We start from the raw sequence: 21,987 nt of genomic DNA, 5'->3' as shown, positions 1-21,987 counted from the left end.
CTGACTAAAGTAGAACTTAAGTCAGTTGCCTATTTTTATATTATTTCAGTAAAGATGTTCCCAGGATATAAATTTTAACTTAACGCAAAAAACATCGCCATGTGAAATGACGATGTCTTTTGTTATTTTAATATAATTCGAATCTTTCTACGTAGTACATAGTTCTATTAGCTCCGCTAGTGTAATTTTTATTGTTCAAGCGAAGAGTCATTATACCTACAGGTTTTCTTGTAGCAACATTTTCGTATGGAATAAGAATTCTATCACCTTTAATATCCCATTTTTCTACTGGCATAAAGATTGCATCAGTAGCACCGCCGTAGCCAATATCACTTTTTGCTAAGAATACTTGATCTTTTGCGAAGTACACTACTTTATTTTTGTGATTCATTAATTTTTCTAAATTTTCTTTATTATAATCAGCAACATGATTATTTAATTGGACAAATTCAATTTCTTTATCATTTTGTAATCTTTGTAACACATCTTGTTTTTGGAATGTTTGAGTGTTATATGTATTAAGTAAATCTAATATTTTAGTTAAGTTTATTTGTTTTACTACATTGTCGCTACCATCATTACTAGCTATGTATCTTACAACATTAGCAGTGCTGCTTCCTTGTAAGTTTAACATTCCATAAGCCATAGGTTGTAAAATTTCCCCAGCTTTAGCTAAATCATGTTTATAAGCTTGAGTATTATTGTTTTGAATAGTTTGTTTAGAAGGAGTAGTTACTTTTGTTGTAACTTTTTTATTTATATTGTAATTAGTATTGTTATTATCTTTAATATTATTGTTATTAATGTTATTGTCAATTTGAGCAACATGTTCAACTTCTTTTTGTAAATTAGCTAAAGAAGCTGGATTTTCTTCAGTAGTTTTTACCTCAGTAGTAATATTATCATTAGTATCTACTTTTTTTGCTACTTTATCTGTGCATCCTGTTAATAATCCAATTCCTAAAATAAATATACCTGTTGTTTTTAGAAGTTTGTTCATGTTATTCACCTTCTTTTTTGTATAACTTCTTTATATTTATATTATACATTTAAAAATTACAAAAATCAATCTTTTATTACAAAAATATTACATTTATATTACAAATAAATTTAAGAAGTGTTACAAAATAAAAATTTCGATAAATATAGTCTTGTGTAGACAATATTTGAACAACGTTAGTATTTATAGTAAAATATACTAGAAAATCAAATTAGGAGATAAAATACATGAATAGAGTTGCTATTGTAAGTGCAAAAAGAACTGCTATAGGAAGTTTTGGAGGAAGTTTAAAAGATATTTCTGCTGCGAAAATAGGTGGAGAGCTTGTGAAACAATCATTAGAAAGTATAAATCTTAATCCAAATCTAGTTGATGAAATAATATTCGGTAATGTTTTGCAGACTGGTTTAGGACAAAATGTAGCACGTCAAATCGCAGTTAATGCAGGTATTCCAAAAGAAAAAAGCGCCTTTGTTGTAAATAAAGTTTGTGGATCAGGACTGAAAAGTGTTGTTCTTGGGGTACAATCAATATTATTAGGGGATAATGATGTAGTAGTTTGTGGTGGTGTTGAGAACATGAGTGCGGCACCTCATTATACAAAGAATGCTCGTTTCGGACAAAAATTAGGCAGTTTAGAATTAGAAGATACTATAATAAATGATGGTCTTACAGATGCGTTTGAAAACTATCATATGGGTATTACTGCTGAAAATATCGCAGAACAATACAATATAACAAGAGAAGAGCAAGATGAATTTGCTCTTTCAAGTCAGAATAAAGCGGCAGCAGCTATTGAAAATAATCAGTTTGCTAACGAAATAGCATCGATAGTTATTAAAACTAGACGAGAAGAAATTATTTTTGATACAGATGAATTTGTTCGTCCGAATACAACGTTAGAAAGTTTAGCTAAATTACGACCAGCTTTCAAAAAAGATGGAACTGTAACAGCAGGAAACGCATCAGGAATAAATGATGGTGCAGCCTGTGTTGTTTTAATGAGTGAAACTCGTGCTAAAGAACTAGGATTAGAAGTTCTTGCTTATATTGATGGTTATGCTTCGGCAGGATTAGACAATACGGTAATGGGATTAGGTCCAGTTCCAGCAACGCAAAAAGTACTAGAAAAATTAAGTTTAAACATAGAAGATATAGATTTATTTGAAATGAATGAAGCTTTTGCTGCACAATCTATAGCTGTAACTCGTCTACTAAATCTAGATCAAAACAAAGTAAACACACGTGGAGGAGCTATTTCGCTAGGACATCCAATCGGAGCTAGTGGATGCCGAGTTTTAGTTACTTTAGTTCACGCACTAATCAATGATAATAAAGAAAAAGGTGTCTGTTCCCTTTGTATAGGAGGAGGACAAGGGATAGCTATGGTGATTTCTAGAAAATAGTTATATGATTTATATAAATATATATTTATAAGAAAAGCTGAATATCTTATTAAAATTAAAGTTATTTATGAAAATAATTGTCTATTAGTAAAGAAAGTGTTAAAATAGATAAGTGATTATTTTTAAGGAGAAATATTGTGAATAAATTCATAAAAGAACATGGACAAGTTATTTTGTGGTTTATCTTTTTAGTGTTTATGCTAATATCACTTAGTATGGTTTTTACACATGGCATTAGATATGCAGTAATAGTCTTTGTACTAAGTTTTATATTATTATGTCCACCTATTGTAAAATTAATTCAGCGCAAAACGCGATTGAAAAAAGTAGTATTAGGTGTTGTAAGTGGGCTTGTAATGATGTTAACTATGTTAATGACGAATCATTTCAGTGAAGCTAGAAAAGAAGAACAAAGAAAAACTTTCCAAGAGAAAAAAGAAGAACGTGATAAAAAATTAGAAGAACAGTCTTCAGAAGAGAAAAAAGAAGATAATTCTGATGAGGATAAAGAACAACAACAAGTTCTTCCCCCTCCTGCTTCTAAGAAAAAAATAGACGAACAGGATGGAACAAAAAATGAGACTGTTCAATTAACTCAAACTCAACAAAATAAACAGCAACAACAACCTAAAAAAGTAGTTGTAAGAGCTAGTAAAAAGAGTGGAGTTTATTACACACCGACACATCCTTCTTATAACAATGTTGCAGCGAGAAATCTACTAGTCTTTAGTTCAGAAGAAGCCGCTCAAAGAGCAGGTTATAGAAGAGCTGCATAAAAAATCTCAGACATTTATGTCTGGGATTTTTTGTTTAAACATAGAAATAATATAAAATAAAAAAACGTGTTTGGGGAACACGTTTTTTTAGTGAACTAAATTAAGTTCTAAGCAATTTCTTGCTTGTTTATATCTAATCTTATATACAAATAACAAAAGAGTCTTTCAACTCTTTAAAGGGAGAATGGCTTGCCTAGGGAGCGACAAGCCACATTATGAAAAAAATTAAAAAGTTTTATTATCTGTTAATATCATAAAGAATTAACCGAAATATTGGTTTAAACAAAAATAATTTCAAACTTAAAAGGGAGAAACGACAAGTGTCGTTAAGAATGAAATATTATTACTTTTGTTTAGGTAATCATTATATACCTTGTACTTAAAATATACTTAAAATTTTCTTTAATTTTTAAAAAAATGAAATTTGCTCGTTTGTTTTCATTTTTAATTCAAAATTTATAGTTTCTCTATCATTTTCAGCTAAATAACTGTTAATTTGAGAGAAGACTTTGCTTCCGAAAAAGCCACGGTATGCGGATAGTGGACTTGGATGAGCTGATTCAATAATTTTGTGTTTTGAAGGGTCAATTAGTTTGTTTTTACTTCTTGCATAGGCTCCCCATAAAACAAAAACTACATTTTCATTTTTTTCTGAAATATTTTCAATTATGTAATCCGTAAAATTTTCCCAGCCCATTTTACTATGACTTGCTGGAGAATTTTTTTCTACAGTTAGTACAGCATTAAGCAAAAATACACCTTGCTTGAACCAAGATTCTAAGTTCCCTGTTTTTGCTGGTTTAATACCTAAGTCATCATGAAGCTCTTTGTAAATGTTAATAAGACTTTTTGGAAGTGGTACGCCATCATTTACTGAAAAACTTAACCCACATGCTTGATCAGGATTATGATAAGGATCTTGTCCTAATATTACGACTTTAATATCTTTTAATGGTAAGTCGAAAACTCTAAAAACCTGTTCTCTTGGCGGATAGATAGTTTTAGTAAGACGTTGTTCGTCAATTTCTTTTATCATATTATTTAGTTCATCTATTTTTGGATAATTATTGAATATTTCTTCCCAGCTGCTGTGCATATAAAACTCCTTTGAATAACTACTTGTTATAAAAGTATAACATAGTTAAATTTTTATTAAAATAGTTCTGATTGAAGTTGTCTAGGACATAAGGGTTTGGAGTATGATATAATATTATTAACGAATATTTAGGAGGAATATGTATGAAATTAGGTTTTATCGGTGTAGGAAATATGGGAAAAGCTATATTAGAAAGATTACTTCGTAGTGGTAAAGTTAGTAGTACTGATGTTTTTGTGAGAAATTCTTCGGATAGAAGTACTAGAAATGTTGCTGAAAAAACAGGTACTGTATTCTGTAAGAGTCTAGAAGAAGTTGTAGAAAACAGTGATATTGTATTTTTAGGGGTGAAGCCATATTTAGTAGGAACAGTACTTGATGAAGTGAGCCTTAGTTTGAAGAATAAGATTGTTATTTCAATGGCTGCAGCTGTCGAAATAAATGATTTAGAAAAGAAAATTCCAGGGACTAAAATAGTTAGAATTATGCCAAATACACCCGTAAAAATTGGGAGTGGTGTAGTAGGTGTTACATTTAATTCTTTAGTGGCAGCTGAAGAGAAAACATTAGTATTAGACCTCTTAAATAATTTAGGTATTGCCGAGGAAATATTGGAAAAAGACATGGCGGCTTTAACAGCTTTAAGTGGTTCAGGTCCTGCGTATGGATATTTATTTATAGAAGCATTAGCTGATGGAGCTGTGTTAAATGGATTAAAGCGTGATGTAGCCTATAGACTTGCTGCAAGTACAGTTCTAGGTGCTGCGAAGATGGTGTTAGAGACTAAAGAGCACCCAGGTAAGTTAAAAGATGATGTATGTTCACCAAGTGGAAGTACTATCGAGGCTGTGAGAGTTTTAGAAGAAAAGAATTTCCGCAGTGCAGTTATAGAATGTGAAAAAGCCTGTTTCGATAAATTAGATAGAATGAAATAGAATATAAGATTAAAGCTTCAACTAAAGAAATTTAGCTGAAGCTTTAAGTTTTTATCCATTTAATTCATCTGTTAAGTTGTAAAGTTCATCTACTAGGTGACCAACATAAGCAATTGCTTCTTTAAGTGGTTCATCAGTGCTTACATCACAACCTGCAAGTTTAGAAAGATCTAGTGCTGACATGCTACTTCCTTTAGAAAGAACATTTAACCAAGTGTCAGCATAAGAACTGTCATTATCGATCTTATTAGCTATAGCTGTACCGATTGTTAATCCTGCAGAGTAAGTGTAAGGGTATAGTCCCATGTAGTAGTGAGGTTGTCTCATCCAAGTAAGCTCTGCACCTTCATTAACTACTAAACTATCTCCGAAGAATTCTTCCATAACGTTGCGTTTTACTTCAGAAAGAACATCAGCAGTTAACATTTCATTGTTATCTACCATTTTGTAGATTCTATCTTGATAAACAGCTTCTAAGTAGTGTGTTACCATATTGTGGAAGTATGTTCTACTAATCATGTTGCTGATAACCCAACGTTTGAAACGAGCATCAGTGTTAGTTTTTAGTAGGTAGTTAGATACGATAACCTCGTTACAAGTTGATGGAGCTTCAACGAAGTAAAGTGGGCAATCGTTGTTTAACATTGTTTGGTGTTTTCCTGTACTCATGAAGTGATATGCATGTCCAAGCTCGTGAGCAAGAACGAAAACTTCATTCATTTTTCCAGTCCAAGAAAGTAGGATAAATCCAGCTACATTAGGAACTGTTGCGCAGAATCCACCAGTACTTTTCCCGATGTTTTGAGGGAAGTCAGTCCAACGTTTGTCATAACTTTCATCGATCATTTTAACGTAGTCTTCACCAAGAACACCAAGTGCTTTTTTTAGGTAAGAACGAGACTCGTCGATAGTCATATCAACTTCGAAATCTGGATCAAGGTTGATCTTACAGTCAGCAAACTGCATATCTTCAATTTTGTGTTCGCGAGCTAAAAGTTTAATGTAACGTCTGATATGAGGTGCTAAATCTGTCATAAGAGTACGGATTTGACGATCATATAGTTCGCGGTTACCATCTTGAGCAGCTAGTAGGTAGTCGATAACACTATCATAACCACGCATTGTAGCAAGCATTTTTTCTTTTTTGATTTGTGAAATATACTCATTTGCTGAAGTGTTTTTATAAGCATTTAATGTTTTATAAAAACTTTTCGCAGCATTACGGCGTACTTCAGTATCGTTATCCATTTCGTGTAAGTTTTCGTATAGTACGAAGCTGTTTTCGAAAGTTTTTCCATTTGCTTCAAAGCTGTCGAATTGCATATCTTCGTGCTTAGTTACCTCATATAGATTGTAGTAACCAGGAAGACTCTCGTAGTTTGCGATTACTTGTTCAGCTTCTTTTGATAATGTGTGTTTTTTCTCCTGAACGATTTTTTCGAAGTAGTATTCTAAATCAGGACGATAGTTTTTCACGAAATCTTTAATGAATTGTTCATCTAGTCCTACAAGTTCAGTATCGAAGAAACTTAAATTCCCCGCCCATAAAGTAGAAACATCTTCAAAAAGTGTTACATTTTGTATTACATTGTCATTAAATCTATCTACCGCCATTGGTAATTCAGCGTAGTGAGAAAGTTTATAAAATTCTTCATAAAGTTCTTCGTATTTTTTAACGGCAGTATCTAAAGTAGCGTGATCCGCTAATTTTCCTTCGTAAGTAGCCTTGAAATCTAAAATCTCTTTTTTAATATTCTCAAGGCTCGCTTTAAAATCTTCATCAGTTTTGTATAGAAGAGTCATATCCCAAGTATATTTCTCTTCGACTTCTTTTCTTGGTATTAATTTCATTTCAGTCATAGTTTACCTCCTATAAATAATAATTTTAAAGTCATTGGACTTAAGTAATATTATAATATGATATGAACTATAAGTCTATAAAATATTGATAACTAGAAAGAGTACAGTGTGATTTTATAGAAATTAGAGAAATTCTAATTATAAATTGTCTTAGAAAAAATTGATTGAAGTTGAAGTTTACTCTATAAATTTTTTGAGTTATAATTTTAATTAGTAGATTTATTAAAAAAGCGAGGTATCTTATGAAAATAGCAGTAGTAGGTGGGGGAATAGTAGGGGCTACATGTGCTTATTATTTGTCAAAAGAACAAAAAAATGGAATAGTAGTTTTTGATTATGGTTTGGGTCAAGCTACAAAAGCATCAGCTGGGATTATAAGTCCGTGGTTTTCTAAAAGACGTAATAAACCTTGGTATAAGATGGCGAGACTTGGTGCGGATTTTTATTTGAAATTAGTTAAAGATCTAGAGATTGATGGCTATAATACTAACTTTTATTCACAATGTGGAGTATATTTATTGAAAAAAAATGAAGATAAGCTACCTGAGTTAAAAGAACTTGCTGAAAGTCGTAAAGAATTATCACCGATGATAGGGAATTTAGAGATAATCTCAAAAGAAAAAGTTCGAAAAATCATTCCTAGCTTCGATAACAATGGAGATGTATTGTACGCGAGTGGTGGTGGACGAGTAGAAGGAGAGAGATTCGTTAATACTTTACTTACTGCATCGAAAGCTAATGTCGTTAGGGAAAAAGTTAGTCTAAAGGTTGTGGAAGATAAGTATGAGATTAATGGACAGGTTTTTGATACTGTTGTTCTCGCGACTGGTGCGTGGTTAAAAGATATATTAGAGCCTCTTGGTTTTGATGTTGATGTTCGTCCGCAAAAAGGCCAACTAAGAGATTATAAAGTTTCTGATGAAAATACAGGATCTTATCCAGTTATAATGCCTGAGGGTGAATTGGATATTATTCCATTTGAAAAAGGTGTTGTTAGTGTTGGAGCGACACATGAAAATGACATGGGCTTTGATTTAACTGTTGACAAACAGCAACTTGATGCTTTTGGTGAAGAAGCGAAGAACTTCTTAGGTGAATTAAAAAATGCTCAGATAATAAATGAACGTGTTGGAATTAGGGCATATACTAGTGATTATTCTCCGTTCTTTGGTAAGGTTCCTACACTAGAAAATGTCTATGCGATTAGTGGTCTTGGCTCTTCTGGTTTAACTACAGGTCCGATAATTGGCTATAGTGTAGCGAATATAATTTTAGGAAATGATATAGAATTAGACCCACAAGATTATAATATTGCAAATTATATAAAAATTAAAAATAATTAGAACGTTTTTTAGTAGTATATTATGATTTCTATAAAATCTGTAAATTAAATATAAGATGTTTTATAGTAACGATATTGTAATTTAGATATAAGTAAAAACTATGTAAAATAATAGTTCTAAAATTTTTGAAGATATTTATTGAAAATATCTTCTTTTTTCTTCTATAAAAATGGCACAACGCTTGCATTTTATGATATAATTGAATGTGGACTGTTGTACGCATTAGATGTTGTTTTGCGTGCTGATGACATTAATCAAAGGAAGGAGATTATTTATGATAGCTGAATACTTATCAGGAGTAAGTACTCTAACATTAATTATTCATTTATTGGATATATTATTAGTTTGGTTCTTAGTTTATAAATTGCTAAGTTTATTAAAAGGTACTCGTGGTATGCAACTTGTTAAAGGTATATTAATCGTTATCGGATTAAAAATATTCTTTAACTTTATTGGATTCAAAACGATGACATATATATTTGAACAAGTAGTTACTTGGGGAGTACTAGGAATAATGATTATATTCCAACCAGAATTAAGACGTGCTCTTGAATACATTGGAAGGGTACAGCTATCGAATATCTTCAATATCAATTATAAAGATGTACAAAAAAATTCTACTGAACATATAATAAAAGCTGTTGTTGATTCATCAAGACATATGGCTCGACGAAGAATAGGAGCGCTTATAGTTTTAGAAAATAATACAGGACTTGATGAATATGTAGAAAGTGGTATTACAGTTAATGCTGAGGTAACAAATGAACTTATAATTAATATTTTTATTCCAAATACACCTTTACATGATGGTGCAATGATAATTGATGAAAATAAAATTCGTGCTGCAAGTTGTGTACTTCCGCTATCGGATAATAGATCTATAGCTAGTAGCTATGGGACTAGGCACCGTGCAGCTTTAGGGTTATCTGAAGTAACAGATGCTATAGTAATTGCTGTATCAGAAGAAACAGGAAAAATTAGTGTATGTCAAAATGGTGTTTTAACTTCAGATTTTTCGACAGAAGATTTAACGAAATATTTAGCTAAAAACTGGAAACAGCAAGATAAAATAATTAAATAAGAGGTGATATTATGCAACTAAAAGAAAATAATAAGTTAAAGTTAATATCATTTTTAATAGCAATACTATTGTTCTTATCAGTTAATGAGAATTTTAAGAACTTCTCAGTTCTCGGAGGTGATACGAACGATAATGCTACTGCATGGGTTAGTGATATCCCACTTGAAGTTGATTATGATAAAGATAAATTGTATGTGGTAGGTATTCCTAATACTGTATCTGTGAAATTAACTGGATCACAGACAAAGGTCCAAAAAGAAAGTATCGCTAAGAACTTTAAAGCGAAGTTGAATCTTAGAAATGCTCAAATAGGTGATGATCAAAAAGTTAAGATTGAAATAAATGGACTTGAAAAAGGTGTCGATGGGACTGCAGAACCTTCTACAATAACGATATCTATTAGAGAAAAAGCAACGAGAGAGTTTAGAGTTACGCCGATAGTTAAAAAAGAGCGACTATTGATTGGTTATGAAGTAGATAAACTTAGCGTTACGAATGAAACTGTTAAGATTTCTGGAGCAATCGAGAGTCTGAATAGAATAAATGAGGTTCGAGCTGAGAGTGATACTCGTACAAAAATTAATAGAAATACTAGAGAAGAGGCTAAATTAGTAGCTTACGATAGTGATTATAACAAGATAGAGGATATTCAAATAGAGCCGAACTCAACGCTTATGAGTATTGAATTAAAAAATATAGAAAAAGAAGTTCCATTGGAAGTGAATACTATAGGTAGCCTACCTTCAGGATATGAGTTAGTTAGTGCTACTGCTGATGTTACTAAGGTGACGATTAGGGCGGAAGACGCTAATGAATTAGCAAAAATTAATGAAATGTTCGTTGATGTTGACTTGAGCGATGTTAAAGAAGAGACAGAAGAGCGTAGTAATCTAAAAATATATCCAAAAGAAAATGTAAGGATAGCTACAGATACGCCGATTGTTAAAGTAACGATCAAGATAAGGAAAAAATAAAGATGACAGACAAAAAATTGATGTTTTTAGCTATTAATATGCTTATAACGGTTTTCAGCTTAGCTATAATAATAGGAACTATGTTTATAGAAAACCCAAGTGTTAAAAAAACAGCCATTTTTGTGGCGATTACGATATTAATAGTTCAGAAGTTAGTAGAGATAAAAGTAATTGAAGAAACTCGAAAAGTTAGTATTGTTATACTACTTATAATTATTGCAGCTGCAGGGTACTTTGGTTATAGATTATATTAAAATATAAAGAGCTTGGGGGAAGATTTGGAAATCTGATTATAATTCATGTTTTTAAATCGCCCCCGCGAAGTTTATTAGATAAGTAAAAGCTATTACTTCGTAGCATATTTATTTGAAAACTATTGCGATATAATATGTAGTTAAGTTTTATCTTAATTATATAAATTAACCCCATTGCTCATTAATGAATTAGTAGGAGATGTTATGGATAAATTATTTTCATCAAAAATATATATAAATCATAGATTTAAGCTAATTATGGTATTGGATTTATTGACGGTAATATTTGGAGTAGTAGCATCTATATTTTTAGGTAAGGCTTCGGATCCATTTTCTATGTTGAATGACCATCACGTAGAAATAGCTGAATTTTTAGTAATTTCACTTGTGGTTTATACAATTAGTTTTTATTTATTTGGTACTAATAAATCGCTATGGTCTTACTTAGGTGTAAATGAAATAGTAAATATTTGTTTTTCAGTAGTGCTAGGGGATTTAATCACTAGTATTTTATACCAATATATGCTACCTGATACATTTTCAAATGTTAGATTTGCGATTTTTTCACCGTTATTAATAATCGCCGGAATGATGTTTACAAGAATGCTTTATCGTGCTTTAAGAGAAAGAGAAGCGGGTAAATATGGAGCTAATTCTTATAAGAATACATTTATAATAGGTGCAGGAGATGCTGGATATATCTTGTTAAAAGAATTATCTAAAAATAATATTTTCCGTGCAAATGTAGTTGGGCTTATCGATGATAACAGAAAAAATTCTGTAATTAGTGGAGTTACTGTTGTTGGAACAACATATGATATGCTGAAACTTATTCCAAAATATGAAGTAGAGCAGGTATTTTTAGCGATTCCTTCAATTGGTGCATATGATAAAAATAGAATATTAAACGTACTAAAAGAAGCGAATGTTACTGTTAAAGTAATGAGCTCAGGTATTGCTGTAGAGGACGGGGAAAGTATTTCTAAACACTTAAAAGACGTGTCTATCGAAGATTTATTAGGACGTGGTGAAGTGAAACTGTCTCAAGGTGAGATTCGTTCATATATTAAAGGAAAGAGTATCCTTGTTACTGGTGCTGGTGGTTCAATCGGAAGCCAGATTGTTCGAGAAATATTTAAATTCAAACCTAGTCAACTTGTTTTAGTAGATGTTAACGAGAACGCATTATATATGCTAGAACGTGATTTAGATTTTGAAAAATCACATAGTAAAGAATATGAGGATATACAATATATTTCTGAAATAGTAAGTATTCGTGAAAAAGCTGCTTTAGCTGAGGTGTTTGATAAGTATAAACCTAATGTAGTGTTCCATGCAGCAGCGCATAAACACGTACCTTTAATGGAACGTCGCCCACAAGAAGCTATAAAAAATAATGTTTTTGGAACGAAAAATGTTATGGATGTGGCAATTGAAAAAGAAGTAGAAAGATTTATTATGATTTCTACTGACAAGGCGGTAAATCCAACGAATGCGATGGGAGCTTCGAAACGTTTAACAGAGATTATCTTACAATCAAAAGGTAATAAGTACAAAACGAAATTTGCTGCGGTTAGATTTGGTAATGTACTAGGTTCTAATGGTTCTGTAATTCCTATTTTTAAAGAACAGATTAAAAAAGGTGGACCTATCACTATTACGCATAGAAATATTATTCGTTACTTCATGACGATTCCAGAAGCGGCGCAATTAGTACTACAAGCTGGATATTACGCAAGTGAAGGAGAGATTTTCCTATTAGATATGGGAGAACCCGTAAAAATAATAGATCTTGCGACAAACTTAATCAAACTATCAGGATTAGAACCATATAAAGATATCGATATCGAAGAAATCGGACTAAGACCTGGTGAGAAGATGTATGAGGAGTTATCACTTGATTACGAAAGCAGTGAGAAGACTGATAACCAAATGATCTATAAAAATACAACTCTAGACATTGATGTAGATGAATTAGATAAAAAATTAAATGAATTAAAATCAATGCTAGGACATTCAACAAATGAAGAAATACGTAGCAAGTTATTTGAGATAATAAATTGTTATAATGGATAAAAAAAGGAGGGCGATTCAAAAGTTATTTTGAATCGCCCTTTCTAGCTATATAAGGGAGTTTGTAGTATAGCTAGTGATAGAGAGTGTCTATTTTATTTTTCTACGTTTTTAGTTTTTTTAGCTATATAGTTATTTATAATTAAAGCTAACAATATAGGTGATTCCATATAGGTAAGTTTGAGTACAAATAATAAAGTTTTGTGTTTTTGTTCAAAGTCTGGACTAACTGCATTATCTAAGATTAATAATAGTGCAATACCAAATAAAAAATAGAATACTAGAAATATGTAAAATCTTTTTTTGCGTTTTTCTGCGTTTAACATAGTAACCTCCCTGAAATCGCGTATTGCGTATTTACTATTAATATGGAGTGACTCAAAAAGTATAATCTTTTAAGAAACAAGATTTTGTTGAGTCACTCGCTAGCTAGTTTTAGATAGTGTTATTTTTTATTTTTCTACGTTTTTAGTATTTTTATCTATATAGTTAGTTAGAATCCAAGCTAATACTATAGGTAAGATTGAACAAAAATATTTGAACACTGATATTATGGTTTTATATTTTTGTGTAAAATCTGAACTAACTACTTCATCAAGCAAGTAAATGATTATAGGACCAAATAAAAAAACATAGAATACTACAAATATGTAATATCTTTTTTTTATTTTTTTTTCGTTTATCATAATAACCTCCCTGAAACCGCGTATTGCGTATTTACTATTAATATGGAGTAACTCAAAAAGTATGATCTTTTAAGAAACAAGATTTTGTTGAGTCAGCTCCTTTAGTAACTTTAACATAACACAAAATATTAAAAAATAAAAGACTGATAAAATCATTGTTTTTATGGTATAATAAAGGTTAATGATGTTATTTTTAGAGATAGTTAACATAACATTACTTAAAAAAATATATAATGATTAAGTGCTGATTTCAAAAGAGTAAATTTTTTGAGGTTGGTATTTTTTATAACTTCGGTTCTATATATTATTTGAAGGATGTAATATTGTGTTGTAGTTGTTAAATTAATACTCTTTAAGTTATAATAATATTGTAAGATATTGAGAGGATGGGGGAGTATTTATGGAATTTAGACAGTTAAACTATTTTATTACAGTTGCGAATAAGAGAAGTTATTCTTTAGCGGCAAAGGAATTATTTGTTACGCAGCCTACATTAACGTTAGCAATAAAGAAATTGGAGAAGGAATTTAATACTACTTTATTTGAGCAAAATAATAGACGTTTAGAGTTAACAGAAAGTGGGCAAATGCTTTATGAAAAAGGTATTGTTTTATTGAAATCATACAATAATTTAATTGATGAAATGAATGCATCTATTGAAGAAAGTAGAGAAGTGCTGAAGGTAGGTTTAACAGTATTATTTGCAATTCAATATATGGAAGAAATATCGAGTTTTATAGCTAGACATCCTAAAGTTGAGTTGAGCTTAATTCAACATGGTTCTAAACAACTGCAAAGGATGGTTGCTAATGGAGATCTAGATTTAGGATTACTTTCTTTTCCACAGTATGAGAGAGGCATTGTTATGAAACCTATTGAAAGAAAAAAGGCTTCGTATGTTGCTGCGATTGTAGTTCCTTCTAATCATCCTTTGGAAAATAAAGAAGAGATTACTATTGAGGATTTAAAAGATGTGCGAATAAGTTCACTCACAAAAAATTATGTCCTAGGAAATGAAATTTATGTGAAGTGTAGGGAGAGAGGTTTTGAACCGAATATTGTTTTTGCCGATGATAATTGGACTGTTCTTGTTAAGAGTATAGAGATATTTAATAGTGTGGCTATATTGCCTGCTGAGTTCGAAGATATTAGTCAATTTCAAAATACGAAGTGGATACCGTTAGCGGAAAAGATGGAGTACAAGGTAGGAATTGCTCATAAAAAAGACGAAGATATTTCTGAAATAGGAAAATTGTTTATAGACTACATACTTTCTGAAAAAATTAAGAAAAAGTAAAAAATATAGAAAAAGGTAGTGACTTATGAAAATAGATTTATGAGTCACTACCCTTTTTGTAGACCATACATAGAAGTTTAAAGCATAGTAGTTCTATTTTTCGAAAATATTATATTTTTCTTCGTTATTAAGAACTCTCAGTGCGCCTGATGCTAGAGCCTGCATTTCTTTTTCTCCTGGGATAATGAATAGTGGAGCGATGAATTCAACTCTTTCTCTAACTTTATCTGAGATAAAATTAGAACGCGCTATTCCACCGGTAAGTATTATAGCATTTACTTGTCCTTTTAATACTGTAGCTAATTCACCTATAGCTTTTGATATTTGATAGGCCATTGCTTCTAATACAAGTTTTGCTTTTTCATCACCATTATCCATAAGTTCATGGATTTTTCTTGCATCATTTGTTCCGAAGTATGAGACAAGCCCTCCTTTTTTACGAGTCAGTTCTGTCACTTCTGATTTAGTTTTTTCATAGCATAAGTTAATATATTGTTTAAGTGGAATACCTCCTGTACGTTCGCTAGAAAACATTACTTCATCATCAGAAATAACATCGACCATGCGTCCATTTTCATGTGCACTAGCACTAGAACCGCCACCAACATGAACGACTATAAAATTCCCAGATTCGTATGGGATATTTAACTTATTAGCCACATCATGAGCTACAGCTCGCATATTAAGTGCGTGGCCGACACTTTTTCTATCGATTAGGTTTGAACCAGAGATACGAGCAACATCATTCATTTGATCGACGGTAACAGGATCATATATGAAAGAAGGCGCAGACTCAACACCAAATTTTTCCGCAACACTTTTAGCGAGTGATGCTCCTAGGTTAGAGGCGTGTTCTAATAAGGGCCTATTTTTTAAACAATCTATAAGATTCTCATCTACAAGAATAGCCCCAGCATCTACTGGTGGAAGAAGCCCCCCACGACCTACAACTGCATCAAACTTGTGATTAGGTAGCTTCTCTTTAATTAGTGACTCAATATCAGTTAATCTAAGTGACAATTGATCGAAGATATTATTGAATGGCTTTAGTTGTTCTAATGAATAGGTAATCTCATGTGAGAAGATTTCTGTAGTATTTTCATAGTATGCAACCTTGGTAGAAGTTGCACCTGGATTAATAACGAATATTTTTTTCATATTAATTCTCCTTATCTGCTAGCAGTGCTAGAATTAAAGAATATTTTTTTTCGGTATCAGAAGCAGAGCGTGATGTTAGTACGATTGGAACAGTTGCTCCAAGTATCAATCCAGCCATTTTGGCTTCTGCCATTAGTATTAGTGATTTAGAAATACCGTTACCAGAAACTATGTCAGGAACTACTAGAACATCAGCGTCTCCTTGGATATTCCCTGCATATTTTTTCTCTTGTGCAATATTTTTATCAAGAGATATATCTAAAGATAATGGTCCCTCAACAATTAGTGTTTCATTATTTTTGAAGTATTTAGAGATTTCATCAGCTTCTACCGAAGATTTTTGTTTAGGGTTAACCATCTCTGCTGCAGATAATAGGCTGAATTTTATTTTTTCATAACCAAGAGATGTAAAAATCTTAGAAGTTTCTTCGATTATTTTTATTTTCTGTTCTTCAGAAGGTTCAAGAATCATTCCCCCATCGGTTATACCTAAAAGTTTATTATATTTTGGAATTTCTAATAATGCTAGGTGGAAAAGAACAGAACTTTTTTTAATTCCTGTTTCTTTATTTACTACTTCTCTTAAAAGTGTTGAAGTAGGAAGGTTTCCTTTCATGATAAAGTCAGCTTTACCCTCTCTAACTAACTCTATACCTCTTTTTGCAGCAGATACATCATCTTCTATATCTATAATTTCAAAATCACTGTTTTTAGTATTTATATCTAGTAATAATTCATCTATTTTTTCTTTAGAATCTATTAGAATAGGTACTAAATAACCTTTATTAGCAAACTCAAAAACACTATGAAGAGCATGGTCTTGAGCAGCTTTTACAACGACGATTGTTTTTGGTTTAGTTATTTTTGTTTTAAAAATGTCATCTAGTTGATTAAAACTTTCTAACATAATCTTCTCCTTTCTTTTTGAAGAAAGAAACAGAGAAGTTGAATATCCCTGTTCTTTCTTTAAAAGTTAAATTTTAGGAATGAATTGCTTTTTTTAGAATAATATCGGCTGCTTCAACCACGACTTCATTAAGAGAAGGGTGTCCATGGATGGTTAGAGAAATATCATCAACTGTCAGTCCTTGTTCTACGGCAAGTGCTAATTCCGCAATTAGATCACTGGCACCAGGCCCAACGATGGCTGCACCGATAATTTTATTAGTATTTTTTATTGCGACAATACGGACGAATCCTTTGCTTTGAGAAATCGATAAAGATCTTCCGTTATGTCCAAATGAATATTGTCCAGTTACTACTTCATAACCTTTTTCTTGTGCTTGAGCTTTTGTATATCCTACGAGTGCTATTTCAGGTGTAGTAAAGCAGACTGTTGGGATGGCAAAGTAGTCGACTATTGCAGCTTTATCCCCATTTAATGCTTCAGCAGCAATTTTTGCTTCATACATTGCTTTATGAGCTAATGTAGGACCTTCTACGATATCTCCAATAGCGAATATATGTTCTTTAGTTGTTCTACGTTGTTCATCAACTTTAATTAATCCGCGATCTGTAACTTCAACGCCCGCGTATTCTAAGCCAAGTTCATCGAATTTTGCTTTTCTACCAACGGATACCAAAACATAATCTGATTCTATAGTAAATTCTTTTCCATCAACAGAGTAGTTCGTGATGACAGAATTGTCAGTGTTTTTTGCGTTATTGGCAGTGGCATTTGTGATAATTTCTACACCTTTATTTTTTAGTTCTTCAATTACTACATTGGCTATATCATCTTCAAAAACTCGTAAAATTTTTTCTGTTCCTTCAATGATAGTAACTTTTGAACCAAGTGAAGCGTATGCTCCAGCTAATTCAATACCAATATAGCCACCACCGATAACAACTAGTGATTTGGGTACTTCAGTAAGATTTAAAACTTCAGTAGAACTAAGTATACGATCTTTAAATTTAAACCCTTTAATTTCTATCGGTTGTGTTCCAGTTGCGATAATAGCTTCTTTAAAATGATATGTATTATTGTGGAATTCGTCTAAAATTACGCTGATAGTTTTATCGTCTATAAAGTTAACCTCGCCATAAATTACATTAACACCATTTTTTTTCAATAAGCCTTGAACACCTTTGTGTAAGGTTTCTACAACTTCTTCGTTTTTCCAACGTTGCGTCTCAACAAAGTCTATTTCTGCATTATCAACTTTTATTCCACGAGTTGATTTTTTTATTTCCTCAAATTGATGACCTACAGATATAAGTGCTTTTGAAGGGATACAACCACGATGTAAACAAGTTCCGCCCACTTTTTCTTTCTCAAATAGGGTAACTTTTTTACCTAGTTGAGCTAATTTAATAGCTGCGACGTAACCACCAGGGCCACCACCAATGACAATAGTATCTAATTCTTGAATAAAATTTCCTACTACCATAATTATCCCTCCACTAACAATAAATCAGGATCTGCTAAATACTCTTTGACTGTATTTAGTGCGCGTTGTGCTGTACCACCATCTACAATTCTGTGGTCGAATGAGAATGAAAGTTTAAGCATTGGGACAAGTTTTGGTTGTTTGTTTTCATCTGGGATAAATGTTTCTTCGAAACGTCCAAATCCTAGTATAGCTACTTCAGGTTGATTGATAATTGGAGTAGCCCAAACACCGCTAGTAGCAATTGCTCCGACATTTGTAATAGTCATAGAACCATCTGTTTGTTTATCTCTTCCTAATTTACCAGCATGAGCAAGAGCTGTGTTCTCATCTAGTTCACGAGCTATTTTGAATAGACTCTTGAAGTTAGCATCCTTAATATTTGGTACGAATAAACCATGTTCAGTATCGGTTGCAACACCAATATTAATGTAATTTTTATATATTATCTCTAATTTTTCGTTATCTACAGAGGCATTTAACTCTGGGAATTTTGCAAGAGTGGCTGCCACAGCTTTTATGAAATATGCTGTGTATGTAAGTTTAATGTCTCTGTCTTTTGCTATCTGTTTCATTCTATTTCTATGTTCAACAAGTTTTTCAACATTTACTTGATCTAGAACTGTTACGTGAGGCGAAATAGCTTTACTATTAACCATTGCACGTGCAATAGCTTTTCTAATATTAGTCATCGGTACTCTTGTAGTATTGTTAGTGTTATTTGAAGGAGTAGGTTCAAATTTAGGAACTGCTGTCACCTCAGTTTTTTCGTTAATAACTTCGTTTGTAACTTGTGGCTGCTGTACTGGTGAAACTTCTTTAACAGTACTGTTATTAAGGTAATTTTCAATATCTTCGATTGTAACAAGGCCACGTTTACCAGTGGCAGGTACTAGTCTAAGATCGACCCCTTTATCTCTAGCGTATTTTCTTACTCTAGGGATGGCTAATAATCTAATATCAACATCAGATGAATTATTTTGTTTTTCTATAGGTTTAATAGTCTCGGTAGCAGTATTATCTTCAACTTCGGCAGATTCTTGTTCCTCGTGTACTTCTACATTTTGATCTGTCTCAATATCAACAATAACTGAACCAACCTTAGCCATTTCCCCAACTTTTGCATAAATTGTTTTAATTGTTCCAGAAACAGGAGACGGCAGGGCAACAACAGCTTTATCACTTTGAATTTCTACTAGAATATCATCTTCTTTCACTGCTTCTCCAACTTTAAAACCCCATTGAATAATTTCACTTTCATGAAGTCCTTCTCCACTATCTGGTAAAATAAATGAATAAATCATATTAAGTCCCTCCATTCATTAAAAGTCATAGACTTCTTTAACTTTATTAACGATGTCTGCTGGAGTAGGTAGCCAATATTCTTCAGCTAAACCAAATGAAAATGTAGTATCAGGAGAAGTAACTCGTCCAACAGGTGCATCTAGATACATAAATGCACGTTCAGAAATTTCTGATAGAAGTTGTCCAGCAACCCCAGCTTGACGTTGAGATTCTTGAACTACTATCACACGTCCTGTTTTCTTAACAGAAGATATAATAGTTTCCATATCGACAGGAGAGATAGTTCTAAGGTCAACAACTTCAACAGAGATACCTTCTTTTTCTAATTGTTCAGCTGCTTTTAAGCTATAGTGAACCATAAGACCGTATGTAATGATCGAAACATCTGTTCCTTCTCTAACAACGCTTGCTTTGTCTAATGGTACACGATATCCTTCGTCTGGAACTTCACCTTTAATTGAGCGATACATTCTAAGATGTTCTAAGAATATAACTGGATCGTTACTTTCGATAGAAGAAATTAATAATCCTTTTGCATCATAGGGATTGCTAGGAATTACTACACGAAGTCCAGGAATTTGAGCTAAAATTCCGTCTAAGCTATCTGAGTGTAATTCAGGAGTATGGACAGGCCCTCCGAATGTAGAGCGTATAGTAACTGCCATGTTTCGAGTATTTCCTGAACGATATCTAAAACGAGCTAATTGAGAGTATACTGCATCGAAACCTTCTAAAATAAAACTTAAAAATTGAATTTCAGGGATAGGTCTAAATCCTTCAGCTGCTAGTCCAATAGCAAGTCCCAAGATACCTGATTCAGCTAAAGGAGTATCTAATACTCTTTTATCTCCATATTTTGCTTGTAAACCATCTGTAATCCTAAAAACTCCACCGTTAACTCCGACATCTTCACCGAATATTAAAGTTTTTTCATCAGTTTTTAATTTGTAATCAAGTGCTTCTGTGACTGCTTGCGCAATAGTTTTCTCAGACATATTAGTTCGCCTCCCTTTGTTTGTATATTTCGATTTGTTCTTTAATGTTTTGGGTAGGAATTTCAAACATATTTTCTAAAAATGTTGAAACTTTTTGTTTTTCAGCTTTGTTTATTGCAACCATCGCTTCTTTAATTTGACGTTTTACATCATCGATTGTTTCTTCTTCTATTTCGTTATTCCATAATCCTTTTTTCTCAAGATATTTTCTTAATCGAATTAGTGGATCTTTTTTCTGCCATGATGATACTTCTTCATCAGTACGATAACGAGTTGGGTCATCTGACATAGTGTGTGGTCCTAGGCGATAAGTAAATGCTTCGATTAGAACAGGTCCATGTTCAATTGCATATTCACGTGCTTTAGCTACAGCGGCATACATTGCCAATGGATCCATACCATCTACTTTTATACTAGCGATACCAGCAGCAACCCCTTTTTGTGCCAGTGTAATTGACTTAGTCTGTTTAGATATAGGAGTAGAGATACCATAACCGTTGTTTTGCAGAATAGTAATTAAAGGAGCATTATACACTCCAGCAAAATTTAATCCTTCATAGAAGTCCCCTTGAGAAGATCCACCATCTCCACAAAATGCTAGTACAACATTTTTTTCACCTTTTAGACGTTTTCCAAAAGCAACCCCAGCAGCATGTGGCATCTGTCCACCAACAATAACTTGAGGAGAGAAGGCGCATAATGATTCAGGATATTGGTTAGCTTTTAAATGCCCTTTATACCATAAAAAAGCTTGTTCTATTGTTAAGCCGTGAATAAGTAGTGGAGGGATATCGCGATAGGTAGGAACAAGAAAATCATTTTTTTCAAGGGCGAACGTTGTCGCTAATTGACTAGCTTCTTGACCACCGGCGGGTGGATAGTTACCTAGAGCCCCTTGTCTATTTAAAATAATTACTCTCTCGTCATATGTTCTACCGAAAACTAGAACTTTCATTAATTCCACTAGTTTTTCATCACTAATATCAGGAAACAAATCTGGATTAGTAACTTCACCATCTTCGTTTAGAACTTGATACATAGGAAACAATTCAGCCGGTTTCTTTATTGAATCTTCGAATGTAAATGGTCCTTGTTTAACAATTTTCATAATTTATCACTCCTTAAATTTTGTATTATTGAAAACGATTTCTACACTTTAATTATAATGGATTTACACAAAATTTACTAATTGTATTTTTTTATAGTAATATTAAAAAAATTTATATTAATCAATTGTTACTTAATGATACAGATTAATATTTTTGAGGATATAGCTTTGAATTGTCTTTGATATTTCAATAGATGAATAGAGTGTGGTATAATATTTAAGTGAAACAAATAGGAATGACTTAAGAGGT

At 32.2% G+C, this 21,987-nt stretch carries 20 protein-coding genes; 9 read left to right on the top strand and 11 right to left on the bottom strand.

Features of this window, described 5'->3' with window-relative positions:
• Positions 1 to 127 precede the first annotated feature (127 nt).
• Positions 128 to 1,000, bottom strand: a complete 873-nt coding sequence (locus tag O5Y44_RS03265) for a protein kinase family protein (protein ID WP_271987287.1) — start codon at positions 998 to 1,000, stop codon at positions 128 to 130.
• Positions 1,001 to 1,227: 227 nt separating this feature from the next.
• Between O5Y44_RS03265 and O5Y44_RS03260 the strand changes: the two genes are divergently transcribed.
• The gene (locus tag O5Y44_RS03260; RefSeq protein WP_371465522.1) at positions 1,228 to 2,406 is read left to right on the top strand and encodes an acetyl-CoA C-acetyltransferase; all 1,179 of its coding nucleotides are present in this window, start codon (positions 1,228 to 1,230) and stop codon (positions 2,404 to 2,406) included.
• A gap of 137 nt (positions 2,407 to 2,543) precedes the next feature.
• A complete protein-coding gene (locus O5Y44_RS03255) occupies positions 2,544 to 3,182 on the top strand; it encodes a sunset domain-containing protein (protein ID WP_271966274.1) in 639 nt (212 codons plus the stop codon).
• A 409-nt stretch (positions 3,183 to 3,591) separates the two neighbouring features.
• On the opposite strand, the gene ung is transcribed toward O5Y44_RS03255, so the two are convergent.
• On the bottom strand, positions 3,592 to 4,278 hold the full coding sequence (gene ung / locus O5Y44_RS03250) for a uracil-DNA glycosylase (RefSeq protein WP_371465521.1): 687 nt from the start codon (positions 4,276 to 4,278) through the stop codon (positions 3,592 to 3,594).
• A 143-nt stretch (positions 4,279 to 4,421) separates the two neighbouring features.
• On the opposite strand from ung, the gene proC reads away from it, so the two are divergent.
• Positions 4,422 to 5,213 carry a pyrroline-5-carboxylate reductase gene (gene proC / locus O5Y44_RS03245; RefSeq protein WP_316447225.1) on the top strand — a complete coding sequence of 264 codons (792 nt, stop codon included), beginning with the start codon at positions 4,422 to 4,424 and terminating at the stop codon, positions 5,211 to 5,213.
• Between the two features lie 51 nt (positions 5,214 to 5,264).
• On the opposite strand, the gene pepF is transcribed toward proC, so the two are convergent.
• On the bottom strand, positions 5,265 to 7,073 hold the full coding sequence (gene pepF, locus O5Y44_RS03240) for an oligoendopeptidase F (protein ID WP_316447226.1): 1,809 nt from the start codon (positions 7,071 to 7,073) through the stop codon (positions 5,265 to 5,267).
• 242 nt (positions 7,074 to 7,315) lie between these two features.
• Here pepF and O5Y44_RS03235 point away from each other — a divergent pair, with 242 nt between their 5' ends.
• The 5 genes from O5Y44_RS03235 to O5Y44_RS03215 all read left to right on the top strand — a co-directional run bounded on the left by O5Y44_RS03235 (position 7,316) and on the right by O5Y44_RS03215 (position 12,801).
• Positions 7,316 to 8,416: an NAD(P)/FAD-dependent oxidoreductase gene (locus tag O5Y44_RS03235; protein ID WP_371465520.1), complete on the top strand. Its 1,101-nt coding sequence runs from the start codon at positions 7,316 to 7,318 to the stop codon at positions 8,414 to 8,416.
• 274 nt (positions 8,417 to 8,690) lie between these two features.
• Entirely contained in the window at positions 8,691 to 9,497 is an 807-nt protein-coding gene (gene cdaA / locus O5Y44_RS03230) for a diadenylate cyclase CdaA (RefSeq protein ID WP_271966269.1), read from the top strand.
• 11 nt (positions 9,498 to 9,508) lie between these two features.
• Complete coding sequence (locus O5Y44_RS03225; protein WP_271966268.1) at positions 9,509 to 10,471, top strand: CdaR family protein; 963 nt, start codon at positions 9,509 to 9,511, stop codon at positions 10,469 to 10,471.
• A gap of 2 nt (positions 10,472 to 10,473) precedes the next feature.
• Entirely contained in the window at positions 10,474 to 10,725 is a 252-nt protein-coding gene (locus O5Y44_RS03220) for a hypothetical protein (protein WP_271966267.1), read from the top strand.
• A 204-nt stretch (positions 10,726 to 10,929) separates the two neighbouring features.
• The gene (locus tag O5Y44_RS03215) at positions 10,930 to 12,801 is read left to right on the top strand and encodes a polysaccharide biosynthesis protein (RefSeq protein ID WP_271966266.1); all 1,872 of its coding nucleotides are present in this window, start codon (positions 10,930 to 10,932) and stop codon (positions 12,799 to 12,801) included.
• A gap of 92 nt (positions 12,802 to 12,893) precedes the next feature.
• On the opposite strand, the gene O5Y44_RS03210 is transcribed toward O5Y44_RS03215, so the two are convergent.
• A complete protein-coding gene (locus O5Y44_RS03210) occupies positions 12,894 to 13,124 on the bottom strand; it encodes a hypothetical protein (RefSeq protein ID WP_271966265.1) in 231 nt (76 codons plus the stop codon).
• Between the two features lie 126 nt (positions 13,125 to 13,250).
• Positions 13,251 to 13,484 (bottom strand): hypothetical protein, encoded by a 234-nt coding sequence (locus O5Y44_RS03205; RefSeq protein ID WP_271966264.1) that lies wholly within the window; start codon positions 13,482 to 13,484, stop codon positions 13,251 to 13,253.
• A gap of 400 nt (positions 13,485 to 13,884) precedes the next feature.
• Here O5Y44_RS03205 and O5Y44_RS03200 point away from each other — a divergent pair, with 400 nt between their 5' ends.
• Positions 13,885 to 14,781, top strand: coding sequence for a LysR family transcriptional regulator (locus tag O5Y44_RS03200; protein WP_271966263.1), 897 nt, complete (start codon positions 13,885 to 13,887; stop codon positions 14,779 to 14,781).
• Positions 14,782 to 14,874: 93 nt separating this feature from the next.
• Here O5Y44_RS03200 and buk read toward each other — a convergent pair whose 3' ends face one another.
• From buk to pdhA, 6 genes are all read right to left on the bottom strand, one after another.
• Positions 14,875 to 15,939: a butyrate kinase gene (buk, locus tag O5Y44_RS03195; protein WP_371465519.1), complete on the bottom strand. Its 1,065-nt coding sequence runs from the start codon at positions 15,937 to 15,939 to the stop codon at positions 14,875 to 14,877.
• A gap of 1 nt (position 15,940) precedes the next feature.
• Positions 15,941 to 16,846 (bottom strand): phosphate acyltransferase, encoded by a 906-nt coding sequence (locus O5Y44_RS03190; RefSeq protein ID WP_371465518.1) that lies wholly within the window; start codon positions 16,844 to 16,846, stop codon positions 15,941 to 15,943.
• A 73-nt stretch (positions 16,847 to 16,919) separates the two neighbouring features.
• Positions 16,920 to 18,329, bottom strand: coding sequence for a dihydrolipoyl dehydrogenase (gene lpdA / locus O5Y44_RS03185; RefSeq protein ID WP_371465517.1), 1,410 nt, complete (start codon positions 18,327 to 18,329; stop codon positions 16,920 to 16,922).
• Between the two features lie 2 nt (positions 18,330 to 18,331).
• Positions 18,332 to 19,633 carry a dihydrolipoamide acetyltransferase family protein gene (locus tag O5Y44_RS03180; protein ID WP_371465516.1) on the bottom strand — a complete coding sequence of 434 codons (1,302 nt, stop codon included), beginning with the start codon at positions 19,631 to 19,633 and terminating at the stop codon, positions 18,332 to 18,334.
• Positions 19,634 to 19,651: 18 nt separating this feature from the next.
• A complete protein-coding gene (locus O5Y44_RS03175) occupies positions 19,652 to 20,629 on the bottom strand; it encodes an alpha-ketoacid dehydrogenase subunit beta (protein WP_003147587.1) in 978 nt (325 codons plus the stop codon).
• 1 nt (position 20,630) lies between these two features.
• On the bottom strand, positions 20,631 to 21,737 hold the full coding sequence (gene pdhA / locus O5Y44_RS03170; protein ID WP_371465515.1) for a pyruvate dehydrogenase (acetyl-transferring) E1 component subunit alpha: 1,107 nt from the start codon (positions 21,735 to 21,737) through the stop codon (positions 20,631 to 20,633).
• Positions 21,738 to 21,987 lie beyond the last annotated feature (250 nt).

This window comes from Gemella sp. 27098_8_155, from assembly GCF_041433725.1.
In the GTDB taxonomy this organism is placed as follows: domain Bacteria; phylum Bacillota; class Bacilli; order Staphylococcales; family Gemellaceae; genus Gemella; species Gemella haemolysans_D.
Note: the sequence above shows the minus strand (reverse complement) of the source record. Positions and strands in the feature narration are given on the sequence as shown.

Coding starts and splice junctions, on each gene's coding strand:
- O5Y44_RS03265 (WP_271987287.1), bottom strand. CDS start 1,000: ATGAACAAACTTCTAAAAACAACAGGTATATTTATTTTAGGAATTGGA.
- O5Y44_RS03260 (WP_371465522.1), top strand. CDS start 1,228: ATGAATAGAGTTGCTATTGTAAGTGCAAAAAGAACTGCTATAGGAAGT.
- ung (WP_371465521.1), bottom strand. CDS start 4,278: ATGCACAGCAGCTGGGAAGAAATATTCAATAATTATCCAAAAATAGAT.
- proC (WP_316447225.1), top strand. CDS start 4,422: ATGAAATTAGGTTTTATCGGTGTAGGAAATATGGGAAAAGCTATATTA.
- pepF (WP_316447226.1), bottom strand. CDS start 7,073: ATGACTGAAATGAAATTAATACCAAGAAAAGAAGTCGAAGAGAAATAT.
- O5Y44_RS03235 (WP_371465520.1), top strand. CDS start 7,316: ATGAAAATAGCAGTAGTAGGTGGGGGAATAGTAGGGGCTACATGTGCT.
- cdaA (WP_271966269.1), top strand. CDS start 8,691: ATGATAGCTGAATACTTATCAGGAGTAAGTACTCTAACATTAATTATT.
- O5Y44_RS03225 (WP_271966268.1), top strand. CDS start 9,509: ATGCAACTAAAAGAAAATAATAAGTTAAAGTTAATATCATTTTTAATA.
- O5Y44_RS03220 (WP_271966267.1), top strand. CDS start 10,474: ATGACAGACAAAAAATTGATGTTTTTAGCTATTAATATGCTTATAACG.
- O5Y44_RS03215 (WP_271966266.1), top strand. CDS start 10,930: ATGGATAAATTATTTTCATCAAAAATATATATAAATCATAGATTTAAG.
- O5Y44_RS03210 (WP_271966265.1), bottom strand. CDS start 13,124: ATGTTAAACGCAGAAAAACGCAAAAAAAGATTTTACATATTTCTAGTA.
- O5Y44_RS03205 (WP_271966264.1), bottom strand. CDS start 13,484: ATGATAAACGAAAAAAAAATAAAAAAAAGATATTACATATTTGTAGTA.
- O5Y44_RS03200 (WP_271966263.1), top strand. CDS start 13,885: ATGGAATTTAGACAGTTAAACTATTTTATTACAGTTGCGAATAAGAGA.
- buk (WP_371465519.1), bottom strand. CDS start 15,939: ATGAAAAAAATATTCGTTATTAATCCAGGTGCAACTTCTACCAAGGTT.
- O5Y44_RS03190 (WP_371465518.1), bottom strand. CDS start 16,846: ATGTTAGAAAGTTTTAATCAACTAGATGACATTTTTAAAACAAAAATA.
- lpdA (WP_371465517.1), bottom strand. CDS start 18,329: ATGGTAGTAGGAAATTTTATTCAAGAATTAGATACTATTGTCATTGGT.
- O5Y44_RS03180 (WP_371465516.1), bottom strand. CDS start 19,633: ATGATTTATTCATTTATTTTACCAGATAGTGGAGAAGGACTTCATGAA.
- O5Y44_RS03175 (WP_003147587.1), bottom strand. CDS start 20,629: ATGTCTGAGAAAACTATTGCGCAAGCAGTCACAGAAGCACTTGATTAC.
- pdhA (WP_371465515.1), bottom strand. CDS start 21,737: ATGAAAATTGTTAAACAAGGACCATTTACATTCGAAGATTCAATAAAG.